The 19301-nt window shown below is 66.6% G+C and carries 19 protein-coding genes; 6 read left to right on the forward strand and 13 right to left on the reverse strand.

From position 1 onward, the window contains the following. Nucleotides 1–120: 120 nt before the first annotated feature. Genes aroE through HWW87_RS15440 form a run of 5 tightly spaced genes read right to left on the reverse strand, consistent with a single transcriptional unit; the run spans nt 121 to nt 3974 of the window. Nucleotides 121–954, reverse strand: a complete 834-nt coding sequence (aroE, locus tag HWW87_RS15420; RefSeq protein ID WP_175821002.1) for a shikimate dehydrogenase — start codon at nt 952–954, stop codon at nt 121–123. Further along, on the reverse strand, nt 951–2174 hold the full coding sequence (locus HWW87_RS15425; RefSeq protein WP_175821003.1) for a CoA transferase: 1224 nt from the start codon (nt 2172–2174) through the stop codon (nt 951–953). The genes aroE and HWW87_RS15425 overlap by 4 nt, the downstream gene beginning before the upstream one ends. Beyond that, nucleotides 2174–2632 (reverse strand): MaoC family dehydratase, encoded by a 459-nt coding sequence (locus HWW87_RS15430; RefSeq protein WP_175821004.1) that lies wholly within the window; start codon nt 2630–2632, stop codon nt 2174–2176. Before HWW87_RS15430 ends, HWW87_RS15425 begins: the two co-directional genes overlap by 1 nt. 2 nt (nt 2633–2634) lie before the next feature. Beyond that, nucleotides 2635–3027, reverse strand: a complete 393-nt coding sequence (locus HWW87_RS15435; protein ID WP_175821005.1) for a VOC family protein — start codon at nt 3025–3027, stop codon at nt 2635–2637. Further along, nucleotides 3024–3974: a 2-dehydropantoate 2-reductase gene (locus tag HWW87_RS15440; RefSeq protein ID WP_175821006.1), complete on the reverse strand. Its 951-nt coding sequence runs from the start codon at nt 3972–3974 to the stop codon at nt 3024–3026. Before HWW87_RS15440 ends, HWW87_RS15435 begins: the two co-directional genes overlap by 4 nt. Before the next feature lie 81 nt (nt 3975–4055). Here HWW87_RS15440 and HWW87_RS15445 point away from each other — a divergent pair, with 81 nt between their 5' ends. Continuing rightward, a complete protein-coding gene (locus HWW87_RS15445; RefSeq protein ID WP_175821480.1) occupies nt 4056–4976 on the forward strand; it encodes a LysR family transcriptional regulator in 921 nt (306 codons plus the stop codon). A 196-nt stretch (nt 4977–5172) separates the two neighbouring features. Here HWW87_RS15445 and HWW87_RS15450 read toward each other — a convergent pair whose 3' ends face one another. Then, nucleotides 5173–6093, reverse strand: a complete 921-nt coding sequence (locus tag HWW87_RS15450; RefSeq protein ID WP_175821007.1) for a LysR family transcriptional regulator — start codon at nt 6091–6093, stop codon at nt 5173–5175. A 96-nt stretch (nt 6094–6189) separates the two neighbouring features. Here HWW87_RS15450 and HWW87_RS15455 point away from each other — a divergent pair, with 96 nt between their 5' ends. Further along, complete coding sequence (locus HWW87_RS15455; RefSeq protein ID WP_175821008.1) at nt 6190–6804, forward strand: NIPSNAP family protein; 615 nt, start codon at nt 6190–6192, stop codon at nt 6802–6804. 197 nt (nt 6805–7001) lie between these two features. On the opposite strand, the gene HWW87_RS15460 is transcribed toward HWW87_RS15455, so the two are convergent. Continuing rightward, the gene (locus HWW87_RS15460) at nt 7002–7898 is read right to left on the reverse strand and encodes a LysR substrate-binding domain-containing protein (RefSeq protein ID WP_175821481.1); all 897 of its coding nucleotides are present in this window, start codon (nt 7896–7898) and stop codon (nt 7002–7004) included. A gap of 95 nt (nt 7899–7993) precedes the next feature. On the opposite strand from HWW87_RS15460, the gene HWW87_RS15465 reads away from it, so the two are divergent. Further along, entirely contained in the window at nt 7994–9190 is a 1197-nt protein-coding gene (locus tag HWW87_RS15465) for an MFS transporter (RefSeq protein ID WP_175821009.1), read from the forward strand. On the opposite strand, the gene HWW87_RS15470 is transcribed toward HWW87_RS15465, so the two are convergent. Both HWW87_RS15470 and HWW87_RS15475 read right to left on the reverse strand, forming a co-directional pair. After that, on the reverse strand, nt 9174–10382 hold the full coding sequence (locus tag HWW87_RS15470) for an ATP-grasp domain-containing protein (RefSeq protein ID WP_175821010.1): 1209 nt from the start codon (nt 10380–10382) through the stop codon (nt 9174–9176). The genes HWW87_RS15465 and HWW87_RS15470 overlap by 17 nt on opposite strands. 37 nt (nt 10383–10419) lie before the next feature. Then, nucleotides 10420–11373, reverse strand: a complete 954-nt coding sequence (locus HWW87_RS15475; RefSeq protein WP_175821011.1) for a hypothetical protein — start codon at nt 11371–11373, stop codon at nt 10420–10422. A gap of 166 nt (nt 11374–11539) precedes the next feature. Between HWW87_RS15475 and HWW87_RS15480 the strand changes: the two genes are divergently transcribed. Then, nucleotides 11540–12415, forward strand: a complete 876-nt coding sequence (locus tag HWW87_RS15480) for a LysR substrate-binding domain-containing protein (protein ID WP_175821012.1) — start codon at nt 11540–11542, stop codon at nt 12413–12415. Nucleotides 12416–12433: 18 nt separating this feature from the next. Here the strand turns inward: HWW87_RS15480 and HWW87_RS15485 are convergent, their stop codons facing one another. Together HWW87_RS15485 and HWW87_RS15490 are read right to left on the reverse strand one after the other, a co-directional pair. Next, nucleotides 12434–13702, reverse strand: a complete 1269-nt coding sequence (locus HWW87_RS15485; protein ID WP_175821013.1) for an ATP-grasp domain-containing protein — start codon at nt 13700–13702, stop codon at nt 12434–12436. Between the two features lie 53 nt (nt 13703–13755). Beyond that, the gene (locus HWW87_RS15490) at nt 13756–15207 is read right to left on the reverse strand and encodes an MFS transporter (RefSeq protein WP_175821014.1); all 1452 of its coding nucleotides are present in this window, start codon (nt 15205–15207) and stop codon (nt 13756–13758) included. A gap of 405 nt (nt 15208–15612) precedes the next feature. On the opposite strand from HWW87_RS15490, the gene HWW87_RS15495 reads away from it, so the two are divergent. Together HWW87_RS15495 and HWW87_RS15500 are read left to right on the forward strand one after the other, a co-directional pair. Continuing rightward, nucleotides 15613–16734: a TauD/TfdA family dioxygenase gene (locus HWW87_RS15495; RefSeq protein ID WP_175821015.1), complete on the forward strand. Its 1122-nt coding sequence runs from the start codon at nt 15613–15615 to the stop codon at nt 16732–16734. A 96-nt stretch (nt 16735–16830) separates the two neighbouring features. Further along, on the forward strand, nt 16831–17772 hold the full coding sequence (locus HWW87_RS15500; RefSeq protein ID WP_175821016.1) for an ABC transporter substrate-binding protein: 942 nt from the start codon (nt 16831–16833) through the stop codon (nt 17770–17772). A gap of 130 nt (nt 17773–17902) precedes the next feature. Here HWW87_RS15500 and HWW87_RS15505 read toward each other — a convergent pair whose 3' ends face one another. Together HWW87_RS15505 and HWW87_RS15510 are read right to left on the reverse strand one after the other, a co-directional pair. Continuing rightward, nucleotides 17903–18442: an AidA/PixA family protein gene (locus tag HWW87_RS15505; protein ID WP_175821017.1), complete on the reverse strand. Its 540-nt coding sequence runs from the start codon at nt 18440–18442 to the stop codon at nt 17903–17905. Between the two features lie 69 nt (nt 18443–18511). Continuing rightward, nucleotides 18512–19015: an inclusion body family protein gene (locus HWW87_RS15510; protein WP_175821018.1), complete on the reverse strand. Its 504-nt coding sequence runs from the start codon at nt 19013–19015 to the stop codon at nt 18512–18514. Nucleotides 19016–19301: the final 286 nt, after the last annotated feature.

Here is a 19301-nt window from a genome sequence, read left to right on the forward strand (position 1 = left end):
CCGCTCGCCGCAGATCGTTCGTATGGACGCGCCGAGTCTACCGGATCACGCCTGCCGACCCTGTCGCGATCGATGCCGCGGCGCATCGGGATCGCCTGCGTGCCGATCCCAATCTCGTGTTCAGTCAAACGGCACGGCCAGCCGATCGATCACCGCACTGGTCGCGGGGCGCACGCCGCGCCACCATGCGAACGCCTCGGCCGCCTGCTCGACCAGCATGCCGACGCCGTCCGCGATCCCGTGTACGCCGGCGTTTTTCGCGAGCCGGAGAAACGGCGTGAGACGCTTGCCATAGGCGAGTTCGTAGGCGGTTCCCGTCGGACTGAACACGCTCGGCGGGACAGGCGGCAGGTCGCCGGTCAGGCTCGCCGACGTCGCATTGACGACCAGGTCGAAACGTCCCATCCGCGCGAGGTCCGCGTAGCTGGTGGCCACGAGCGGGCCGCGCCCGGCGACCTGCGCGGCCAGGGCGCGCGCCTTGTCGACGTCGCGATTCGCGATCACGAGTTCCGCCGGGCCGGCTTCGAGGAACGGCAACAGCGCGCCGCGTGCCGCGCCGCCCGCACCGAGCACCAGCACACGCTTGCCGGCCATCGGAAGATTGAGGTTCGCTTCGATATCGCGAACCAGCCCGATTCCGTCGAAGTTGTCCGCCAGGATGCGGCCGCCGTCGAACTTGAGCGCGTTGGCCGCGCCCGCGAGCTGCGCACGCTCGCTGCGTTCGTCCGACATCGCGAACGCGTCGAGCTTGAACGGCGCGGTGACGTTGATGCCCTTGCCGCCGCCCTCGAAAAACGCACGAACCGCGGCAGCAAAGGCGCCTGCCGGCTCGAGCGGTCCCTCGATCGCCGTATAGCGGAGGTCCTGCTGCGTCGCTTGCGCGAAGAGGCCGTGAATCAGCGGGGATTTCGTGTGTCCGATCGGATTGCCGATCACCGCGTATTGATCAGTCATCGTTGGCTCGCTTTCGAATAGAGGACGCCGTCGGCCTGCATCGCGTCGATTTCGGCCGAATCGAACCCGAGGGAGCGCGCGACTTCCGCGTTGTGCTGCCCGAGATCGGGCGCGACGTCGCGAATCGTCGTATCGCAATCGGAAAACCGGAACGGCAGGTTGGGCAGGCGCAGCGTCCCGTAGCGCGGATGCTGCTGCTCGACGACCATGCCTCTGGCCTGGATCTGCGGATCGTTCAACACCTCGTCGATGCGCTGCACCTTCGCGCACGGAACGTCGATGCCGTCCAGCAGTGCCAGTACCGACGCGACGGAACGCGCGGCCACCCATGGCTCGACCACCGAAAGAATCTCCACGCGGTGCGCGTTGCGCCCGGTGCTGTCGTGAAACCGCGGGTCGGCGCCGAAACCCGCCGGCCCGCCGTGCGCCGCGATCAGTTCGGCGAAGCGCTTCCACGCGTCGTCGACCTGCGCGGCGATCACGAGATCGCCGTCCGCGGCACGGAACACGCCATAGAGCGTCGAAGTCGGCATGTCGTGCCCGGTCTGCTCGGGCAGCACGCCCTGTAGCGTGTAGCACTGCACCGCGTATTCGTGCATCGACACCAGCGTGTCGTACAGCGCCATGTCGACGTGTTGCCCGCGACCGCTCTTCACGCGCCCCAGCAGCGCGGCGTTGATCGCCGCGACCGCATGAATGCCGGTGTACATGTCGCCGAGCGAAATGCGCAGCAGCGGCGGCCGCTCGCCGGGCGTGCCGACCATCTGCATGATCCCGCTCTTGGCTTCGGCGATCAGCCCGAAGCCCGCGCGATGTGCGTCGGGACCGGTGTGCCCGTACGCCGAAATCGAGCAGTAGACGAGGCCCGGATTGCGCGCCGACAGTTCGGCATAGCCGAGCCCGAGCTTGTCCAGCGCGCCGGGCCGATAGTTCTCGATGAAGACGTCGGCGGAGTCGCACAGCCGCTGCATGAACGCCTTGCCGCGCGCGTCCTTCATGTTGACGCTTACGCCGCGCTTGCCCATGTTGAGCTGCAGGAAGTAGCCGCTTTGCTGGTCGTCGAGCACGGTCGCGTGCTGGCGCCCGGCGTCGCCGGCGCCGGGACGCTCGACCTTGATGACTTCGGCGCCGAGCGCCGCGAGACAGCGCCCGACATACGGGCCGGCAAGGAAGTGGCTGTAGTCGACGACGCGAATGCCTTCGAGGGGACGAGCCTGCATCACAGTGCCTCCGGACGGCGCGGCACCATCAGGCGATGTTCGCCGCGTTGAACGACTTCGCCGTCCTGATTGATCAGTTCCGACGGCAGCACGACGATGCCCCAGTCCGGGCGGCTCTTGCTGGCCCGCATCGAACCGACGCGGAACGTCACGTGCAGCACGTCGCCGACCTTGATCGGCAGCAGGAAATCCCAGGTCCAGCCGAGCGACATGCCCGGCAGGAAGCGATAGTCGCTCTGGGTCTTCAGGCCGTCGGCGACGGACAGGCCGAACAGCCCGTGCGCGACGAGGCAGCCGAAATGGCTGGCGTTCGCGTATTCCTCGTCCACGTGAACGGGCGTATGGTCGCCGGTGAGGTCGGCATACGCGAGAATGCGTTCCTTGGTCACGAGGTAGGTCGGGCTCGTGCATGCGTCGCCCTCGCGGGCGTCGTCCCAGTATTTCTCGACGATCGTCATGGTCATGCCTCCGCGCGCGGGTTGATCGCCAGTGCCTGCGCGACGCAGGAAGCCGGCCGGGCCTGAATCAGTTCGACGGCGAGCCCGTCGGGCAGGCGAATCCAGTTGCGCCCCTGCGGCATCTCCGTCACGTCGAATCGCTGCGCGGCGGCCAGCGCGGCCTCCAGGTCTTCGCACATCACGCCGAGATGGGCGAGCCGGCCTTCCGGGCCATCGTGTTCCGGCGCGTGGATGAACTGCAGGCCGCCGAGCGTCCAGTACTGCCGCGGTGCGTCGAGCGTGCCATCCACTTCGCGCAGCGTCATGCCGAGCACGTCCTCGAAGAAACGGATGTGCCAGTGGATGTCCTTCACCCAGATCGCGACGTGTTCGAGATAGGCTTTCGTGGCATTCATGCGGCAGCCTCCTCGCGTTGGCGATCGGCCATCGCGCGCTCCAGCCCCTTGATGCAGGCGACGAGCGTGGCATTGACCGGGGTCGGCACGCCGTAGCGCTGCCCGGCACGCACGACCGAACCGTTGATGAAGTCGATCTCGGTGATCGAGCCTTTCTCCAGGCTCTGCAGCATCGAGGTCTTGAAGGCCGCCGGCAGCCCCTCGGCGGCGAGCGTCCACGCCTGTTCGGGATCGGTCATCGACAGCTTGACGCCGGCCGCCTGCGCTGCCGCGATCGCCTCGGCGACCGCCGCGAGCGACGTTGCCTTCAGCAGCGGCTCGTCGTAGAGCTGCCCGTAGGTGAGGCCGGTGAGGCCGGTCAGCGCGCCGGTCGCGACGTTCACCAGCAGCTTGTCCCACATCGTGCCGACGATGTTGTCGCTGATCGTCGTCGCGAGGCCGGCGGTATCGAACGCGGCGGCGATCGCCTGCACGCGCGGCGTGATGCGGCCGTCGAGTTCGCCGATGTAGGTGGTTTTGCCGATCACGCCGGATTCGATATGGCCCGGCCCGCGCAGCACGCCGCCGACGTAGGTCTTGCCCGCGAGTACGCGCTCGCGGCCGACGGCGTCGCTCAGGATGTCCTCGTGCCCGAGGCCGTTCTGTAGCGACAGCACGACGGTATCGGGCCCCACCAGCGATTGGGCGCCGCGGATGGCCGCGTCGGTGTGGAACGACTTGACCAGCACCACCACCAGGTCGGCCGCGCCGACTTCGGCGGCCTGCGTCGTCGCGTGGACGCGTACCTGCCGGGAGCCGCGGGCGTCATCGACCCGCAGGCCGTCGCGGCGCATCGCATCGACGTGCGCGGGCGAGCGGTCGATCAACCAGGTCTCGTGACCGCCTTCGGTGAGGGTGGCGCCGATCGCACAGCCCAGTGCGCCCGCACCCAGAATTGCAATTTTCAATGGTGTCTCCTTGACGTATGGCTTCACGATAGGAGCCGCCGCTCATATCGACAATGCAATGGATACAATGGCGTCATTGCCATGGACAATAATGCGACGATGCCCGCCGATCTGCCGGACCTGAAGCTGCTTCAGCTATTCGATCTCCTGTACGACGTGCGCAGCGTCACGCGCGTCGCCGAGCAACTCGGCCAGAGCCAGCCGACGGTCAGCATCTGGCTCGGGCACTTGCGGGAACACCTGCACGATCCGCTCTTCATCCGCACGCCCGGCGGCATGGCGCCGACACCGCAAGCCGACGCGCTGATCGGGCCATGCCGGGAAATCCTCGAATCGCTGCGGCGCTTCACGGCGTGGGAGATCGCGTTCGATCCCGCGACCGCCCAGCGGCGCTTTCGCATCTGCATGACCGACGCGAGCCACGTCACGCTGCTGCCGCGGCTACTCGCTCATGTCCGGGCGCAGGCGCCGGGCGTCCGGCTGGAAGCCGCACGGATCGACGGCAATACGGAGCGGGCGCTCGAATCCGGCGAAGCCGATCTCGCGATCGGCTACGTGCCGTGGCTCGGCGGCGGGATTTACCAGCAGAAGCTGTATGACCAGGACTGGATTTGTCTGGTGAATCGGCATCACCCGAGGATTCGCGGCCGGCTCGGGGCCAAGCAGTATCGGTCGGAAGGACATGTCGCCATCACGGCGGGAACCGGAGCGCAACTCCTCGAACAGGCGCTGCGGCAGGCGCGCATCGAGCGAGACGTGGTGCTGGAATTGCCGGGTTTTCTCGGTTTGGGGGCGATCGTCCAGACGACCGACCTGATCACGACGCTACCCCGTCATATCGGCGAGACACTGGCCCAGGCCGGCGATCTGGCGGTTCATGCATGCCCGATCCCGGTCGACGGGTTTGCGGTGCGGCAGCATTGGCATGCGCGCTATCACCACGAGGCCGGCAACCGGTGGCTGCGCGGCGTCGTGATTCGATTGTTCGGTAATTCGCATTGACCTGCGGCTTCGGCGTTCGCGATGGAGGCCGGAAGTCTCGTGGCTTGTTGGATGCATCGACTTCGGGGCCTGGCCGCGATTGCAAGGTGATCATCGATAGACGATCTGCGCGGCAAGGTCATGCTTGATCGAGGTCGGCAACTTCAATTTCGTGATTTCGCAAAAGCGCCCGGCTTTGAACAGAACGGCAACCGCATCACATCCGGTAGGTCGTTTCGGCGCCGAACCGCTCGACCACGAATTCAGTAAAGCTACGAAGCTTCGGTGATTTCTGCCTCTCCTGCAGATAAAGCAGATTCATCGACCGTTCGGGGGCGGCAAAGTCCGGCATGATCTCGATGAGGCGCGCGTCGCGAATGTCCTCGCGTATCAACATGGAAGGAAGCATCGCGATACCCAGTCCTCTCAATGCCGCCCGGCGCAACGCGTCCGCACTGTCGATTTTCAGTCTGCCGTCCACGGAGATGCTGATCGGCCCATCCGGACCTTCGAGCATCCATTGAGATTGCGCCGCGTGCCATTCCGATCGGGGCGGATACGCATACGTCAGGCATTGATGCTCGCCAAGCGCGTGCGGCGTAGTCGGCGCGCCATGTTCGTGAACGTAAGCGGGCGACGCACACAGCACCAGCCGATATGGCGCCAGCGGACGCGCCACCACATCCGGGTTGGCGAGCGCGCCGATGCGAATGGCTGCCTCGAAACCTTCGTCGAACAGATCGGCGAGCGAGTCGGTTGCGACGATATCGAGCTTGACCTCGGGGTAGCGCTGGTAATAGTCCGCGAGCGCGGGAATCAGGCACTCGTTCGTAAATACGACAGGCGCCGTCACGCGCAAACGCCCGCGTGGCTGCTTGCGGTGATCGAGCGCAAGCTGTTCCGTGTCGTCGACCAGGCCGAGGACTTCGACGCATCGCTCGTAGTAAGCCTGGCCGAACGCGCTGACTTTCTGCTTACGGGTCGTGCGGTGAATGAGGACCGTGCCCAGCCGATTTTCCAAAGCTTGCAGGTAGTTGCCGACCATGGTCGGCGACAGATTGGACGCTTGCGCCGCCGCCGTCAGGCTGCCCGTTTCCACGATGCGGACGAATACGGCCATCGCCTTGAGGAGATCCATTGCGCAATGGTACTGGATTCTGTTTCAAGGTGCGGCGCGTTTATCCGCCACCCGTTTGGAAATAGATTGCGATAGACGAGCGAAAGGAGGGCAGACATGCTGTATGAACTCACGACGTTGTCGTGTCCGCTTCTGGACCAGGATAGGGTGTCCCGCCGCGCGCATCGCTGGGTATCGGATGCCGACGCGCAAGGGAGGCTGCTGGGCGCATGGCGCACGGAAATTGGTGAGCTATCGCGGATTGTCGTGCTGCGTGGCTTCGCGACGATGGATGAATTGCAGCGTGAACGCAATCGGGCATTGCGCGCCGAGCGACCTTTCGGAATTGAAAGCGCGTCCGTTCGATTGACCATGGAAAGCTATGCACTTTTTCCTTTTCTACCCGATATCGAACCGGTGGCATTTGGCGACTTCTATGAGATTCGCCGCTACTGGTTGAAAGCCGGCGGTATTGCGCCGACCATTTCCGCGTGGGAACGTGCGGTGGGGCCGGCCAAAGCCTATACGTCGCATCTCGTTTGCAACATGTACGCGCTCGATGGACCGCCGCGCATCACGCACATTTGGGGATTCTCGAGTCTGGAAGAACGCATGGCGTTGAGAAAGCGGCACTACGCGGAGGGTCTTTGGCCTCCGGCAGGCGGCCCGGAACAGATCGAAAGGGCGACGTCGACGATCGGCTTGCCGGAGGCGTGGTCGCCGTTGCATTGAATGCGCCGCCGACGCAGCACGCTTGGGTGGGCGGCGCGCTGATCGATCAGGCGTCGGTTTTGTTGCCGGGGTTCCCCGATTGCCTTCAAAGGACAGGGCGAGGACATTGCAGGCGTCCCGACCGCGCTGCTCGCGCTGGCAGCGGCCTTGTTACTGACGCTGCCGTTATCGTGGTGCGTGCAGAAGGGCCTGGAAGCCTAGCCCGGTGCGATCGACCTGGCGAACTCGATGAATTGCTCGACGCAGGGTGACGAGAACGGTTCGGACCACGTGACGATCAACTCGAGAACATGTGGCCCCGCCAGCGGTACGTAAACGACGCCCGAGCGTTGCAACGTCGACGCGAAGCTGGGCACGATGGCGACGCCGCGTTCCGCTGCCACCAGCGACACCAGCGTCGTGATCTGCGATGCGGTAGGCCCTATCCGCGGCGTAACGCCCTCATGCGCGCACAGATCCTCGAGCGCCGCGTTCAGCGCGGAACCGTACCCCGCCGGGAACGTGACGAAGCTCTCCTCGACGAGTTCGCGGAACTCGATCGTCGCCTTACCCGCATATTGGCTCTGGGCGGGAACCGCGGCGACGAGCGGCACCCGCGAGACGACGAGGGAGGACCCGATCCTCGGCCCCGACGTCTTTGTCGCTGCCCAACCGAATCCAACGTCCATCGTGCCGTCGGCGATCTGCTGGCGTTGACTGGCGGTCGATATTTCCCGAAACGCCAACTCGACTTCCGGCATGCTCCGGCTCACGTTGCGGATGATGTCCGAAAACGCGTCGGACATCGGAATGGAACTCGCATAGCCGATCACGACGCGACCGACCATCCCTTGCGCCATCTTGCGCGCCGTTGCCTCCGCATCGTCGACTGCCTGAATGACGCTCCTCGCCTGTTCGAGAAACAGCGCGCCTGCCGGCGTGAGCTGGACCGCGCGTGTCGATCGTTCGAACAGCCGGATCCCGAGGTCGGTTTCCAGCGCGGCGATATGGCGCGTCAACGGCGGTTGGGCGATACGCAAACGCAACGCCGCGCGTCCGAAGTGCAATTCATCGGCGACGGTCACGAAATAGCGGAGGCGGCGTAGGTCGAGCATTTTTGTCTTTTCGGTATCAATAGCCACGAAAACAGTATTGGCACGTGTGTCGTCCCCTCGTCAGACTGTCACGCAAACCAGAGAGGGCATCACCCGTGGGCAACAGAACCATCCGATTCGCATTTTTCCTGTGCGGGTTCGCGGCTTTTCTCAATCTTTATTCGACGCAGGGCATCCTGCACGAACTCGCCGCGGCCTTCAACGTGAGCGCCGAGCAAGCGGGGCAAGGCATCAGCGCCACCACGTTGGCGGTCGCCATTATCGCGCCGTTCGTCGGTGCGCTGGTCGCCCACTTCGATCGTCGCACGGTCATTTCGTGCGCTGCCGTGGCGTGTGCGCTCCCGGTCCTCTGGTCTGCGCACGCGGCAAGCTTTTCATCGTTCCTCGCCGCCCGTTTTGCCGCGGGCGTGCTGATGCCGTTCATCTTTGCGATCTCGATCGCCTGCATCGGCGAGATCTTCAGCCACGACGCGGCGACGGAGGTCAGTGCGCTCTTCGTCGCCGGCACGACACTCGGCGGCTTCGCCGGACGCTTCGTGACCAACGTCCTGACGTCCGGGTTCGGCTGGCGTCACGCACTCGATTGCATCGCGTTCCTGTGTCTCGCAACGGGCCTCGCGATCCACGCGTGCCTGCCGGCGTCCGGCGCCGCGCGTCCGGACGCGGATGGCGCATCGACGCCGCGCTGGAAGCTCTTGACGCGCGGCCCGCTGCTCGCGTCGTTTCTGGTCGGGGCGTGCGTGCTCGCATCGCAGGTGGCGACGTTCACCTTCGTCGGACTGCGACTCGCCCGTGCGCCATTTCGCTTCAATACGGTCGAGATCGGCGCGATCTATGCGGTATTTCTCGTCGCGGTCGTCGTCACGCCGCTCGCGGGCCGCGTCGCGGCGAAACGCGGCCCGCGCGATCTGGCGCTTGCGGCGGCCGGGCTCGCCATTGTCGGTGCATTGCTGACGCTGTCGAACAGCGTCGTCGCGATCCTGATCGGTCTCGCGCTCAGTTCGACCGCGGTATTCGTCGAACAGGCGTCGGCCAATGCGTTCATCTCGCGGGCGGCACCGGGTGCAAGATCGACGGCGATCGGCATCTACCTGTCCTTCTATTACTTTGGCGGAAGTCTCGGGTCGGTCCTGCCCGTTCCCGCATGGAGTCGCTGGGGGTGGGTGGGCTGCGTCGCATTCGTCGTCGCTGCGCAGGCGATCGCAGGCGCGCTCGTGTTTTTCTTCTGGCGCGGGACGCCTTCCGCCGACGCAAGCAAACCGCGCTTACCTGAAGTCAGGCTGACTCGATAGTTGATTTCAACTTACCGCGCTCAACCGCCGAACCCGCGTTATCCGCCGAACCGTGCACTGCCGGCACCTTGACCCGCACATAAAGAAACGCGCGCCGTTCGCGATCGGGCAGCACCTGCGGCCCGTAGCTGATCCTGACCGCTCCGTCATCGATTTCGCCGGCCTGCGCGAAACGCCACGCGCCGGGATCGCTGTCGAGCAGGAATTCGGCGCGCGCATATGCGTGCGGCTCGAACAGTTCCGGGATTGCGACCGTCCTTCCATCGAGCTTGTCGAGCAACGCTTCGACCACGTTGAAGCCGTAGCCGTCGCGCACGATGTCGCAGATGAAGCTGCCCGCGATGCGCGGATTCAGCTCGATCACGTGCGGTACGCCATCATGCACGATGCAGTCGAGATGCACGGGCCCCCACGTCAGCCCGGCGGCGGCCGTCGCACGCGTGCCGACGTCGATCAGCGCGCGCAGCGTGTCGGCGTCGAGATCGAGTTCCGACGTATACCCGCGTTCGAGAAAACCGGTGCCATGCCGCTTCAGCTTGCGCAGCGCGCCGACGTAGCGGCCGTCGAAATACTCGACGCAGTATTCGCTGCCGTCCAGGAATTCCTCGATGACGACGCGTTCGGTCGCCAGCGACGGTGTCTCGGCCTGCACGGCAGCGAGCGCATCGAGCTGCGCGCGCACGGCGGCGATGTCCTCGCAGCGGCGCACGCCGTCGCTCGCGGAGCCTTCCGACGGCTTGACGACGACCGGAAAGCGCAACGGGGCAGCCGCGGCCGCAAGCGCCGCCGGCGCGGTCAGCGTGCCGGCGACGAACTGGGCAGCCGGGATGCCGTGCGCGGCGAGCAGCGCCTTCTGGTTCGACTTCGACACCGCGTGCGCGACGTGCCGCGCATCGGGGCCCGGCAGCCCGAGCGCATCGGCGACCCATGCGGCGGTGCGTGCATAGGTGTCGTGCGCGGTCGTCACGCGCAGCGTGTCGAGTTCGTCCGGAAAGCGCGCGCGCAGCCAGCCGGCGAGCCGGCCGGCGTCGGGCGCGAGGTTGACCGTCTCGACGCCGTCGGGAAACACGCCGTCGAGACGATGGCCGGGCGCGGTAATGACGGTCACCGCCGCCTGGCGTGCGAGGGCGGCGCGCACCAGCGCGACGCTGCTGCCGGTGGCGCGTGCGCCGATCACGATGAGTCGCTTCATGATGAATCCTTGATCGAGGGCGGAAGAGGGAGGCCGGCTAGCGTGCGCGCCTGCGCAGGCGCTGCGCTTCGAGCCGCGGCAGCAGATGCTGGACGACGCGCGGCAGCGTATAGATCGGCAACTGCGCGCACGCGAACACGAGCGCCATGGTCGGCGTCGCGGACAGCCCGAGCGCGGCCCACATCAGCCCGACGTTGCGATTGGCGACGATCAGCGCGACGTTCAGGCGCGTGCGGACGTCGCCGGGCGTGAGCCCGTACGCGACGATCTGGAAACCCGCGTTGACGGCGAACGCGAGGGCGATCGCGGTCAGCGCGCGGTGCGGTGCGTCGATGATCGACTGCTGCATGCCGGCCATCGTGCCGAGCGCGAAGATCAGCAGCGCGACGACGACGATCGCGTCGATCGGCGTCGCATGGCGCGCGAGCCGCGCGCCGGCAAAGCGCCGCACGAGCAGCGCGACACCCTCGGCGCTGCCGATCAGCAACGCGAGCCGCAGCGCGAGGCTCGACGGCGAGATCGACACCGCCGCGTCGTGGCCGTCGTGGCTGAACCAGGCCGTCAGCAGCGGCGCGGTCAGCGGCACGAACACCATCGACGCGAGGGTCGCGACGAGCGCGACACTGGCGTCGAGCGACAGCATCCGCGCGATCGTCGACGTGCCGCTCGACGGCGGCGCGCAGTATGCGATCACCAGTGCGACGACCCAGTCGTACGGCAGGCCGGCGAGCCGTGCGGCGATGCCGAGCGCGACCGGGCACGCGATCATCGTCACGGCGGGCAGCAGCAGCGACACGGCAGGCTGCCGCGCCACCGCGCGCACGGCGCTCGGCTCGACGCGCAGCAGCGTGCCGAGCACGAACAGGAACACGGTAACGGGCATCAGCGGCCGCGCGAGATCCGCGAGCGGCGGCGCCAGCAGCCCGAGGCCGACGCCGCACGCGAGCACGGTCGGGCCGCGCCGCACCAGCGCGGCGATCAGTGCGCGCATGGGCGAACCTCGGGCCGGCGGCGAACGAGGGTGAAGCCGAAGCTGGCAGCGGATGGCATGCGGATTCCTTGTAAGGGGTCGGCCGGCATGGAATACCCGCTAGGCTAATCCCGATGATGGGCGAAGTAAAATGATATAAACTGAATCGATAACAAGAGAAAATGATATGAACATCCCTCTGCTCGAAACTTTCCGGGCCGTCGTGCAGGAAGGCAGCGCGTTGCGCGCGGCCGAACGGCTCGGCTGCACGCAATCGAACGTCACGGCGCGGCTGCGTCAGCTCGAAGAGTCGCTCGACGCGCCGCTGTTCGACCGGCACGGCAAGCGGCTGGTGCTGAACGATGCCGGGCGCCGGCTGATTCCGTATTGCGACCGTATCCTGCGCCTCGTCGACGAAGCGACGCAGGTGGTGCGCGAAACGCCGGTGGCGCGCAGCTTCCGGCTCGGTTCGATGGAAAGCACGGCCGCGACGCGGCTGCCGACGCTGGCCGCCGCGCTGAAAGAGCGCGATCCGGCGCTCGGCCTCGCGGTGCAGATCGGCAGCGAGCCGGATCTGGCCGACGCGCTGTTGCGCGGCCGGATCGACGCGGCGCTCACAGCACGCGCGGTCGTGAGGCCCGGGTTGCGTTACGAGCCCGCGTTCGCGGAAGACATGGTGCTGGTGAGCGCGGCGACCGTCACGCGCCGGCAACTGCTGGCCGACAACACGGTGCGCTTGCTCGCATTTCACGACGGCTGCCCGTATCGCGCGGTCGCGGAGCACTGGCTGAAGGCGCGCGGCGTCGCGATCGAATCGGTGTCGTCGTTCGGCACGTTCGGCGCGATCCTCGGCTGCGTGGCGGCCGGGATGGGCGTCGCGATCCTGCCGAAGCGGATCACGACCGAACACGTGGCGCGCAAGGAACTGCGCACGCATGCGTTCGACGATCTCGACAGCGTGACGACTTACCTCGTCACGCCCGACGAAGCGCCTGCGCTGCCCGAGCTCGACGCGTTGCGCGCGGTGCTCGGCCGGCAGGCGGGCGCGCTGCTTGCACGCTGACGCGGGCGCGTCGGCACGTTAAGCCGGCGCGACCGCACCTTCGTCCGCGAAGAAATCGGCCTCGATTTCGCGAATCCGCCGGCAATCCTCGAGCAGTCGCTCGAAGGTCGGGCTGTACAGGCCGACCGTGCCGAGCGCCGTCTGCAGGTCGGTGGTCACGCGCAGCGTGTCGCCGACCTTGATCCACTGCTTGAGCCCGACGAACGACGGCAGCACCTGGATCGCCTGCCACGTGAAATCCTGCCGCAGCACGCCGTTGCGCGACGACAGCAGCAGCACGTGCCCGCAGTACCCACGAAAATCCGTCGGCGCGGTGACGTCGCCGAACAGCCGCTCCGGATGCAGCACGGCTTCGACGGCGGCCGACACGTGATTCTCGCCGCTGACCGCGCTCGTCAGCCGCGGATCGAGGCTGCCGTGCAGCCGGGCGTTCAGCTCGACGATCGTCGGGCCGTCGGCCGTATCGAACAGCTCCAGATGGGTCGGCCCGAAGCGCACGTCCAGCGCGTCGAGCACGTCGGCCGCGTAGTCGAGCAGCGGGGCGTAGCGCGGGTCGGCGTGGTTCAGCACCAGCATCTTGTCGAGCCGCGGCGCGTGCGTGCGATCGCGATGCACTTCCCACAGGCTGACCACGCGATGGCGGCCTTCGAACGACACCGAATCGACGATGTATTCCTGCCCCTCGGAATAGCTCTGGATCACGATGTCGTCGTTCGGCTGGTTGTACAGCGAACGGGTGGCCAGCACGTCGCGCGCGGCGGCCTCGACCTGCGCGAGCGTCCGGCAGATCTTCACGCCGGCCACGCCCGCGCTGCGCGCCGGCTTCACCACGAGCGGCAGCGTGCCGTGCGCGCGGGCCCAATCGAGTGCTGCTTCGACCGACGTGCTGTGGAAGTGCGCCGGTGCGCGCAGCCCGGCCTGGCGAATGCGCTCGTTCATCGCGAACTTGTCGCGTCGCGCGGCGGAGGTCGCGAGCGGGTTGCGAGACGGCACGTCGAGCCGCTCGGCCAGCGTGTCGGCGAGCTCGAGCGCCGCGTCGAGGCCGTGCAGCACCGCACCGATCCGCAGGTCGCTCAGCTGTGCGAGCGTCGCGTCGATGTCGCCGCGATGCTGGACCTGCCGGATGTAGTCGGACGGCACGAACTGGTTTCGGTAGATTTCCGGCAGATCGGGGTCGCTGATCACATGCACGCAACGGATGCCGTATGCGCGAAACGCGGGGGCCAGGTAAGCGGCGGTCGACGCGCCGTCGACGATCAGGACGGTATCGATGAAGCGATGCTGCATGGATTCCTCGCTCGGATGGGAGATCGGTTGAAGGATGTCGGGCGATAGCGTGCTCAGGCTCGCGTGCCGGTATCGGGTGCGTCGCCGGGCCAGCGCACGGCCAGCACGACACAGATCGCGACGAGCACGGCCGCGACGGCGAACGCGCGCGACGCGCCGGCCACGATGGCAGCGCCCTGGCCGGCGACCAGCGCGCCGAGCGCCGCGACGCCGATCGCGGCGCCCACCTGGCGCGCGGTATTGAGGATCGCGGACGCGGTGGCCGAGCGGCCGGCCTCGACGCTGCCGAGCATCGTCGACGTCAGCGCGGGAATCGCGATGCCGCCGCCGACCGCCATCGCCGCGAGCCCCGGCGCCAGCAGCGCGTACGGCGTGTGCGCGGCGAGCGTCTGCCACAGCCACACGTACCCGGCGAGCGACACGGCGAGGCCGACGATGACGGTTGCACGAAACCCGTAGCGGACCGCGAGCCGTGCGCTCGCGAGGTTGGCGAGCATGATGATCGTGAGCGGCGCGAGCGCGAGCCCCGATTCGGTCGCCGTGAAGCCGCGCGCGTTCTGGAAATAGAGGCTGAGCGAGAAGATCAGCCCGTAGAACGCCGCATTCGTGACCGCGCCGATCGCGAGCACGCCCGGCACGCGCGGGATCCGGAAGAACGCGAGCTGCAGCATCGGCGCGGCCACGCGCCGTTCGATCGCGACGAACAATGCGCCGAGCGCGACTGATGCGATCAGTGCGCCGGCCGCATACGGGTCGCCGATTCCGTGCGCCCCGGCCCGGATGATGCCGCCCGTCAGCAACCCGAGCACGAGCACCGCGACGATCTGGCCGGCCGGATCGAACAGCCGCGTGCGCGCGGCGGCCGAATCCTGCACGTGGCGCAGCGTGAGCCATAGCCCGAGCGCGCAGATCGGCAGGTTGATGAAGAAGATCGCGCGCCAGCCGAGCGAATCGATCAGCAGGCCGCCGAGCGTCGGCCCGGCCGCGCTGATCGCGCCGCCCGTCGCGCTCCACCACGCGACGGCTTTCACGCGTGCGGCGGCATCGCTGGCGCAGGCATGCGTGATGAGCGCGAGCGACGTGGGCAGGATCATCGCGGCGCCGACGCCTTGCGCGACCCGCGCGGCGACCAGCGCCGCCAGCGACGGCGCGAGCGCGCAGCCGAGCGACGCGAGCAGGAACAGCGCAAGGCCGTACGCGAACAGCCGGCGGCTGCCGAAGCGGTCGGCCAGCGTGCCGGACGTCAGCAGCAGCGCGGCGAACGACAGCGTGTACGCATCGACGATCCACTGCAGCCCGTGGATGCTCGATCCGAACGCCTGGCCGAGGCTCGGAATCGCGACGTTGACGACGGTCACGTCGAGCTGGACGATCGCGAAGCCGAGGCTCGCGGCCGCGACGGTCGGGAAGATGGCGCGCAGCGACGTGCGCGGCGAATCCGCGGCGGCGGTCGGCGCGCGGTCGACGTGGTTGACGCGGTCGAGCGCCGGGGCACGGTCGCTCATCGCGGCTCCCGGCGCGTATGGGACGTGCGGGGCGTGTGGTGCGGCAGGCGGTATCGATTCATCGGGCGGGTTTCCGTAGGGCGGATGAGGGAAGCCGGCTGCCCGTCGGGCGCCGGCCGCATCGTCGAATCCGACAGAAAACTAGCATCGACCCGTTAGCGAATACAAATAATAAGCAGCGATTTTTTAACAAGTATTCGTGTTAAAGGACGGCGCAAACGAGGTGAACCGGTTCCGCCCGCATTGCTGAACTTATATCGATAATTTTTGTTAGCAATCGAATTAATATCATTTCGCAATGCAATGACGGTCTCCTAGTCTTGTCGAGCGCTTCGCCCCGAGGACGGCGGAGCGCGGCGGTGATGCCACGCCGCTCTTCGAACCAGATCTTTATACGAGAGACCTATGACCTATCTCGCAGATGCACGCATCGCTTTGACGGCAGCGGAATCCGCTCACATCCGCAACACACTCGGCACGCTGGATTACGACCCGGCCGGCGGCGCAGGCTATATCAGCGCAGTCCGCAAGCTGGCCTACAACGCGTTTCCCGATCGGATCGTCGACGCGTTCGATCGGGCGAAGGCGCCGACCGCGGACGCGCACGGCTCGATCGAGATCGACAACCTGCCGATCGACGACGACGTGCAGGGCAGCCCGCGGTTCGAGGAAACCGGCCGCTCGTTCAAGGCCGGCGTGCTGAGCGAGAACGTGCTGGTCGCGTTGAGCACGCTGGCCGGCGAGCCGTACTCGATCGCACACGAAGGCCGCGAGCTGGTGAACAACCTGACGCCGCACAAGGCGACCGCGCGCGACTACACGGGCCTCGGCTCCGAGGTCGAGCTCGACTTCCATATCGAGAATGCCGCGCAGGCGCACATGCCGGAAGGCGACACGTCGCCGTTCGCGCTGCTGCTGCTCGGCGTGCGCAGCGAGGCCGGTGGCGGCCCGTACACGCGGCTCGCCGATGCGCGCCGCGCGCTGCAACTGCTGTCGCCGGACGATATTGCGCAACTCTACGGCGAGCACTACATCATCCGTGTGCCGTACAGGTGGCGCGGCGCGGCGCCCACACCGCGCGACAACACCGACCTGAGCGCGGTGCTGTCGGGGCCGCTCGACGCGCCGCGCGTGACGGTCGCGTTCTATCCGGACATGGTGCTGGCGGTCAACACGCGCGCGCAGGAAGCGCTGGCCAACCTGTATCGCGCGGTGCGCGAGGTGTCGTTCGGCGTGCAGGTGTCGCCGGGCAAGCTGGTGCTGATCAACAACCACTTCACGCTGCATTCGCGCGACCGCTTCGATCCGCAGTACGACGAGAACGACCGCGCGTTCCGCTGGGTGCAGCGCGTGTTCGTCGCGCGCAGCCTGTGGAATTTCCGCGCGTTCACGCCGCTGCAGGCGCGCGTGTTCGACCCGAAGGCGCTGTATGCGGGCGCGTCGGCGCAGGCGAGGCAGCCGTCGCCCGTCGTGCAACCGGCGCCGCAGCGCGCGGCCGCGGTCGAACTCGAAGCGACGCCTGCGTGACCGACCCGGCGGGGCAGCGACTGGCGCCTAACGTTGCCGGCCCGCTGCCCGCGCTCGCTTCAAGCATCCTCGAATAAAAACAGGACTCCGCAAGACATGAGAAGAATCGATTTTCCCGTTACAAGCATTGTTCGCGTACTGACCGCCGCGCTGATCGCCGGGAGCGCCGTCGCCGCGCACGCCGCGTCGTTCGACCTGAGCCCCGAGCAGCCGGCCCGGCAGCGCGGCACCGTGAACCCGGCGGTCGAGCAGGCGCTGCCGGCCGGCTTCCGGTTTGCCGAAGCGAACACGCTGACGATCGGCATCGCGCCGAACCTGCCGCCGCTCAGCACCTACGCGACCGACGCGCGCACGGTGGTCGGCTTCGATCCCGATCTCGCGCAACTGATCGCGGACAGCATCGGCCGCAAGCTGAAGATCGTGCCGCTCGCATGGGCCGACTGGCCGCTCGCGCTGCAGTCCGGCAAGGTCGACGCGGTGATCTCGAACGTGACGGTGACCGAGCAGCGCAAGGAGAAGTTCGACTTCTCGACCTACCGGAAGGACCAGCTCGGCTTCTACGTGAAGACCAATAGCAAGCTTGCCGCGATCCGCGAGCCGAAGGATGTCGCCGGGCTGCGTGTCGTGACCGATTCGGGCACGAACCAGGAAAGGATCCTGCTCGAATGGAACCGGCAGAACGTCGCGCGCGGCCTCGCGCCGGTCGAGATCCAGTATTACGCGGATGCGGCCGAGCGCTGGGTCGCGTTGCAGTCGGGCCGGGTCGACACGATCTTCAGCGTGAATTCGATGCTCGCGTACCAGGCGTCGCTGCGCGGCGATGCGAAGCTGATCGGCACCGTCAGCGGCGGCTGGCCGCGCACCGCGGATATCGCGATCACGACCCGCAAGGGCAGCGGCCTCGCCGATCCGCTGACCATCGCGATCAATGCGCTGATCGCGAACGGCAGCTACCGGAAGGCGCTCGATCACTGGCGGCTCGACGCCGAGGCGATCGACCGGTCGCAGACCAATCCGCCGGGGCTGCCGCGCACCTGAATCCGGCACGCGGCGCTGCTCATGCGATCGGCCTCTGCAGGATCACGTGAGCGTCGTCGTAGACGTCGTCGGCCCCGATCGCGTTGAAGTCGGTATGCGGCGGCAGCGTGAAATGGCCGTCGCGATCCGGCTACGGTTTGACGCCGGGCGATTTCGTGTCCGGCCGGCTGGCGGCGATCTCGATCGTCGTTTCCCAGCGGAAGTAGCCCGATACGGCGCCGTCGCGATCGAGCACGGCGAAATCGGCCGCGCACGTGGTGGCGCCCGGGGCCAGTACCTCGCTGCGCCAGAAATGGTCCTTCATCGGCCGGCACGACGGATGCAGCAGGTCGTCGCCGTCCGGCACCGCCGTGGCGGCGTCGCGGATTTCCGCTTCGATCGGCGCGACGATGCCGGCGTCCTTCAGCGCGAACCGCACGAACAGCACGGTCACCTCCGCACGCAGCGCCAGCGCGGTTTCGCGCAGATGAAGCTGATCGCCCGGTTGCAGGCCGGCGAAGAACCTGCTGTCGTTGTGACCGAGCTGGCCGGTGTCGCCGGGGCTGATCACGTAGATGTGCCGGCCGTCGATCACGGTTGGCGTCTCGGCGTCCCGGCTCGCATCGGGGTAGGCCGACAGCAGCGTGATGGCGTCGACGATCGCGAGAACATCGCAGCGAAGACCAGACATGAGCGCTTCCTCCGCAACAAGGGAATGACGCGGGCGGCCGCGCGGCCACCCGCTTGCCGCGATCGACGATCAGTTGTGGATCGAAATGAACGGATCCCACTGATAGCAGCCCAGCGACTGACAGTTGCGATCGATGATCTGGAAGTAGAAGTGGTAGGTCACGCGACCTTCCGACAGCGTTTCCGACGACCAGTAATAGTTGTCGACCTTCTGGCAGGTCGGCGTCGACGGCGAGCTAGGATTCGGAATCGGGACCGACGCGGTGGCCTTGCGCGGCGTCGGCGGCGAGATCAGGTCCTTGCCCTGGTTCGCGATGAAGCCGTAGAAAATGACCTGTTTCTCGAAGCCCAGCGACAGGCTCGTTTCGCGCCAGCGGATCAGGTCGCCGACCTGCGCCTTCAGGTCGAGCTCGCCGCCCGCCTGCCCGGAAACCACGTTGTCCTGGTTGGTGACCATGTACACGTGCTTCCAGTCGATCAGCGTCGGTTTTTTCGGATCCCGGCTGGGATTCGGATATTTCTGGAGAATGGTTTCGGTATCGAACGAGACGAGCACATCGGTAACGCGTGACATAGAAGCTCCCGTTTGAAGTAATGGGACTCATCGTTGCGCGAATTGCTTCGTGCGACCGCCATCGCCTTGTGCTGCAAGGATTTTCGCCGGTATCGACACATGCAGCAGCGACGGCGAATGCAGATTATCCCGTTTGGTTAAATATGGAAGCTGTAAATGTAAACAGGTCGATAAAATGATTTACCGGGTTAATTTTAAAATCTGAATCAACCGAATCGATGCGTGACATAAATATCACGACATTGAATCTGTTAATTGATTGGCCGATTATTGGCGGGGACGGGAA

Origin of the sequence: Burkholderia sp. BCC0419, assembly GCF_902830285.1 — a bacterium.
Taxonomy (GTDB): domain Bacteria; phylum Pseudomonadota; class Gammaproteobacteria; order Burkholderiales; family Burkholderiaceae; genus Burkholderia.

Excerpts from the sequence above, each read along its gene's own strand:
- HWW87_RS15430 (WP_175821004.1), bottom strand. The coding sequence starts at position 2,632 with ATGACGATCGTCGAGAAATACTGGGACGACGCCCGCGAGGGCGACGCA.
- HWW87_RS15455 (WP_175821008.1), top strand. The coding sequence starts at position 6,190 with ATGCTGTATGAACTCACGACGTTGTCGTGTCCGCTTCTGGACCAGGAT.
- HWW87_RS15470 (WP_175821010.1), bottom strand. The coding sequence starts at position 10,382 with ATGAAGCGACTCATCGTGATCGGCGCACGCGCCACCGGCAGCAGCGTC.
- HWW87_RS15495 (WP_175821015.1), top strand. The coding sequence starts at position 15,613 with ATGACCTATCTCGCAGATGCACGCATCGCTTTGACGGCAGCGGAATCC.
- HWW87_RS15445 (WP_175821480.1), top strand. The coding sequence starts at position 4,056 with ATGGACAATAATGCGACGATGCCCGCCGATCTGCCGGACCTGAAGCTG.
- HWW87_RS15475 (WP_175821011.1), bottom strand. The coding sequence starts at position 11,373 with ATGCGCGCACTGATCGCCGCGCTGGTGCGGCGCGGCCCGACCGTGCTC.
- HWW87_RS15435 (WP_175821005.1), bottom strand. The coding sequence starts at position 3,027 with ATGAATGCCACGAAAGCCTATCTCGAACACGTCGCGATCTGGGTGAAG.
- HWW87_RS15480 (WP_175821012.1), top strand. The coding sequence starts at position 11,540 with ATGAACATCCCTCTGCTCGAAACTTTCCGGGCCGTCGTGCAGGAAGGC.
- HWW87_RS15460 (WP_175821481.1), bottom strand. The coding sequence starts at position 7,898 with ATGCTCGACCTACGCCGCCTCCGCTATTTCGTGACCGTCGCCGATGAA.
- HWW87_RS15510 (WP_175821018.1), bottom strand. The coding sequence starts at position 19,015 with ATGTCACGCGTTACCGATGTGCTCGTCTCGTTCGATACCGAAACCATT.
- HWW87_RS15505 (WP_175821017.1), bottom strand. The coding sequence starts at position 18,442 with ATGTCTGGTCTTCGCTGCGATGTTCTCGCGATCGTCGACGCCATCACG.
- HWW87_RS15485 (WP_175821013.1), bottom strand. The coding sequence starts at position 13,702 with ATGCAGCATCGCTTCATCGATACCGTCCTGATCGTCGACGGCGCGTCG.
- HWW87_RS15450 (WP_175821007.1), bottom strand. The coding sequence starts at position 6,093 with ATGGATCTCCTCAAGGCGATGGCCGTATTCGTCCGCATCGTGGAAACG.
- aroE (WP_175821002.1), bottom strand. The coding sequence starts at position 954 with ATGACTGATCAATACGCGGTGATCGGCAATCCGATCGGACACACGAAA.
- HWW87_RS15490 (WP_175821014.1), bottom strand. The coding sequence starts at position 15,207 with ATGAGCGACCGTGCCCCGGCGCTCGACCGCGTCAACCACGTCGACCGC.
- HWW87_RS15425 (WP_175821003.1), bottom strand. The coding sequence starts at position 2,174 with ATGCAGGCTCGTCCCCTCGAAGGCATTCGCGTCGTCGACTACAGCCAC.
- HWW87_RS15500 (WP_175821016.1), top strand. The coding sequence starts at position 16,831 with ATGAGAAGAATCGATTTTCCCGTTACAAGCATTGTTCGCGTACTGACC.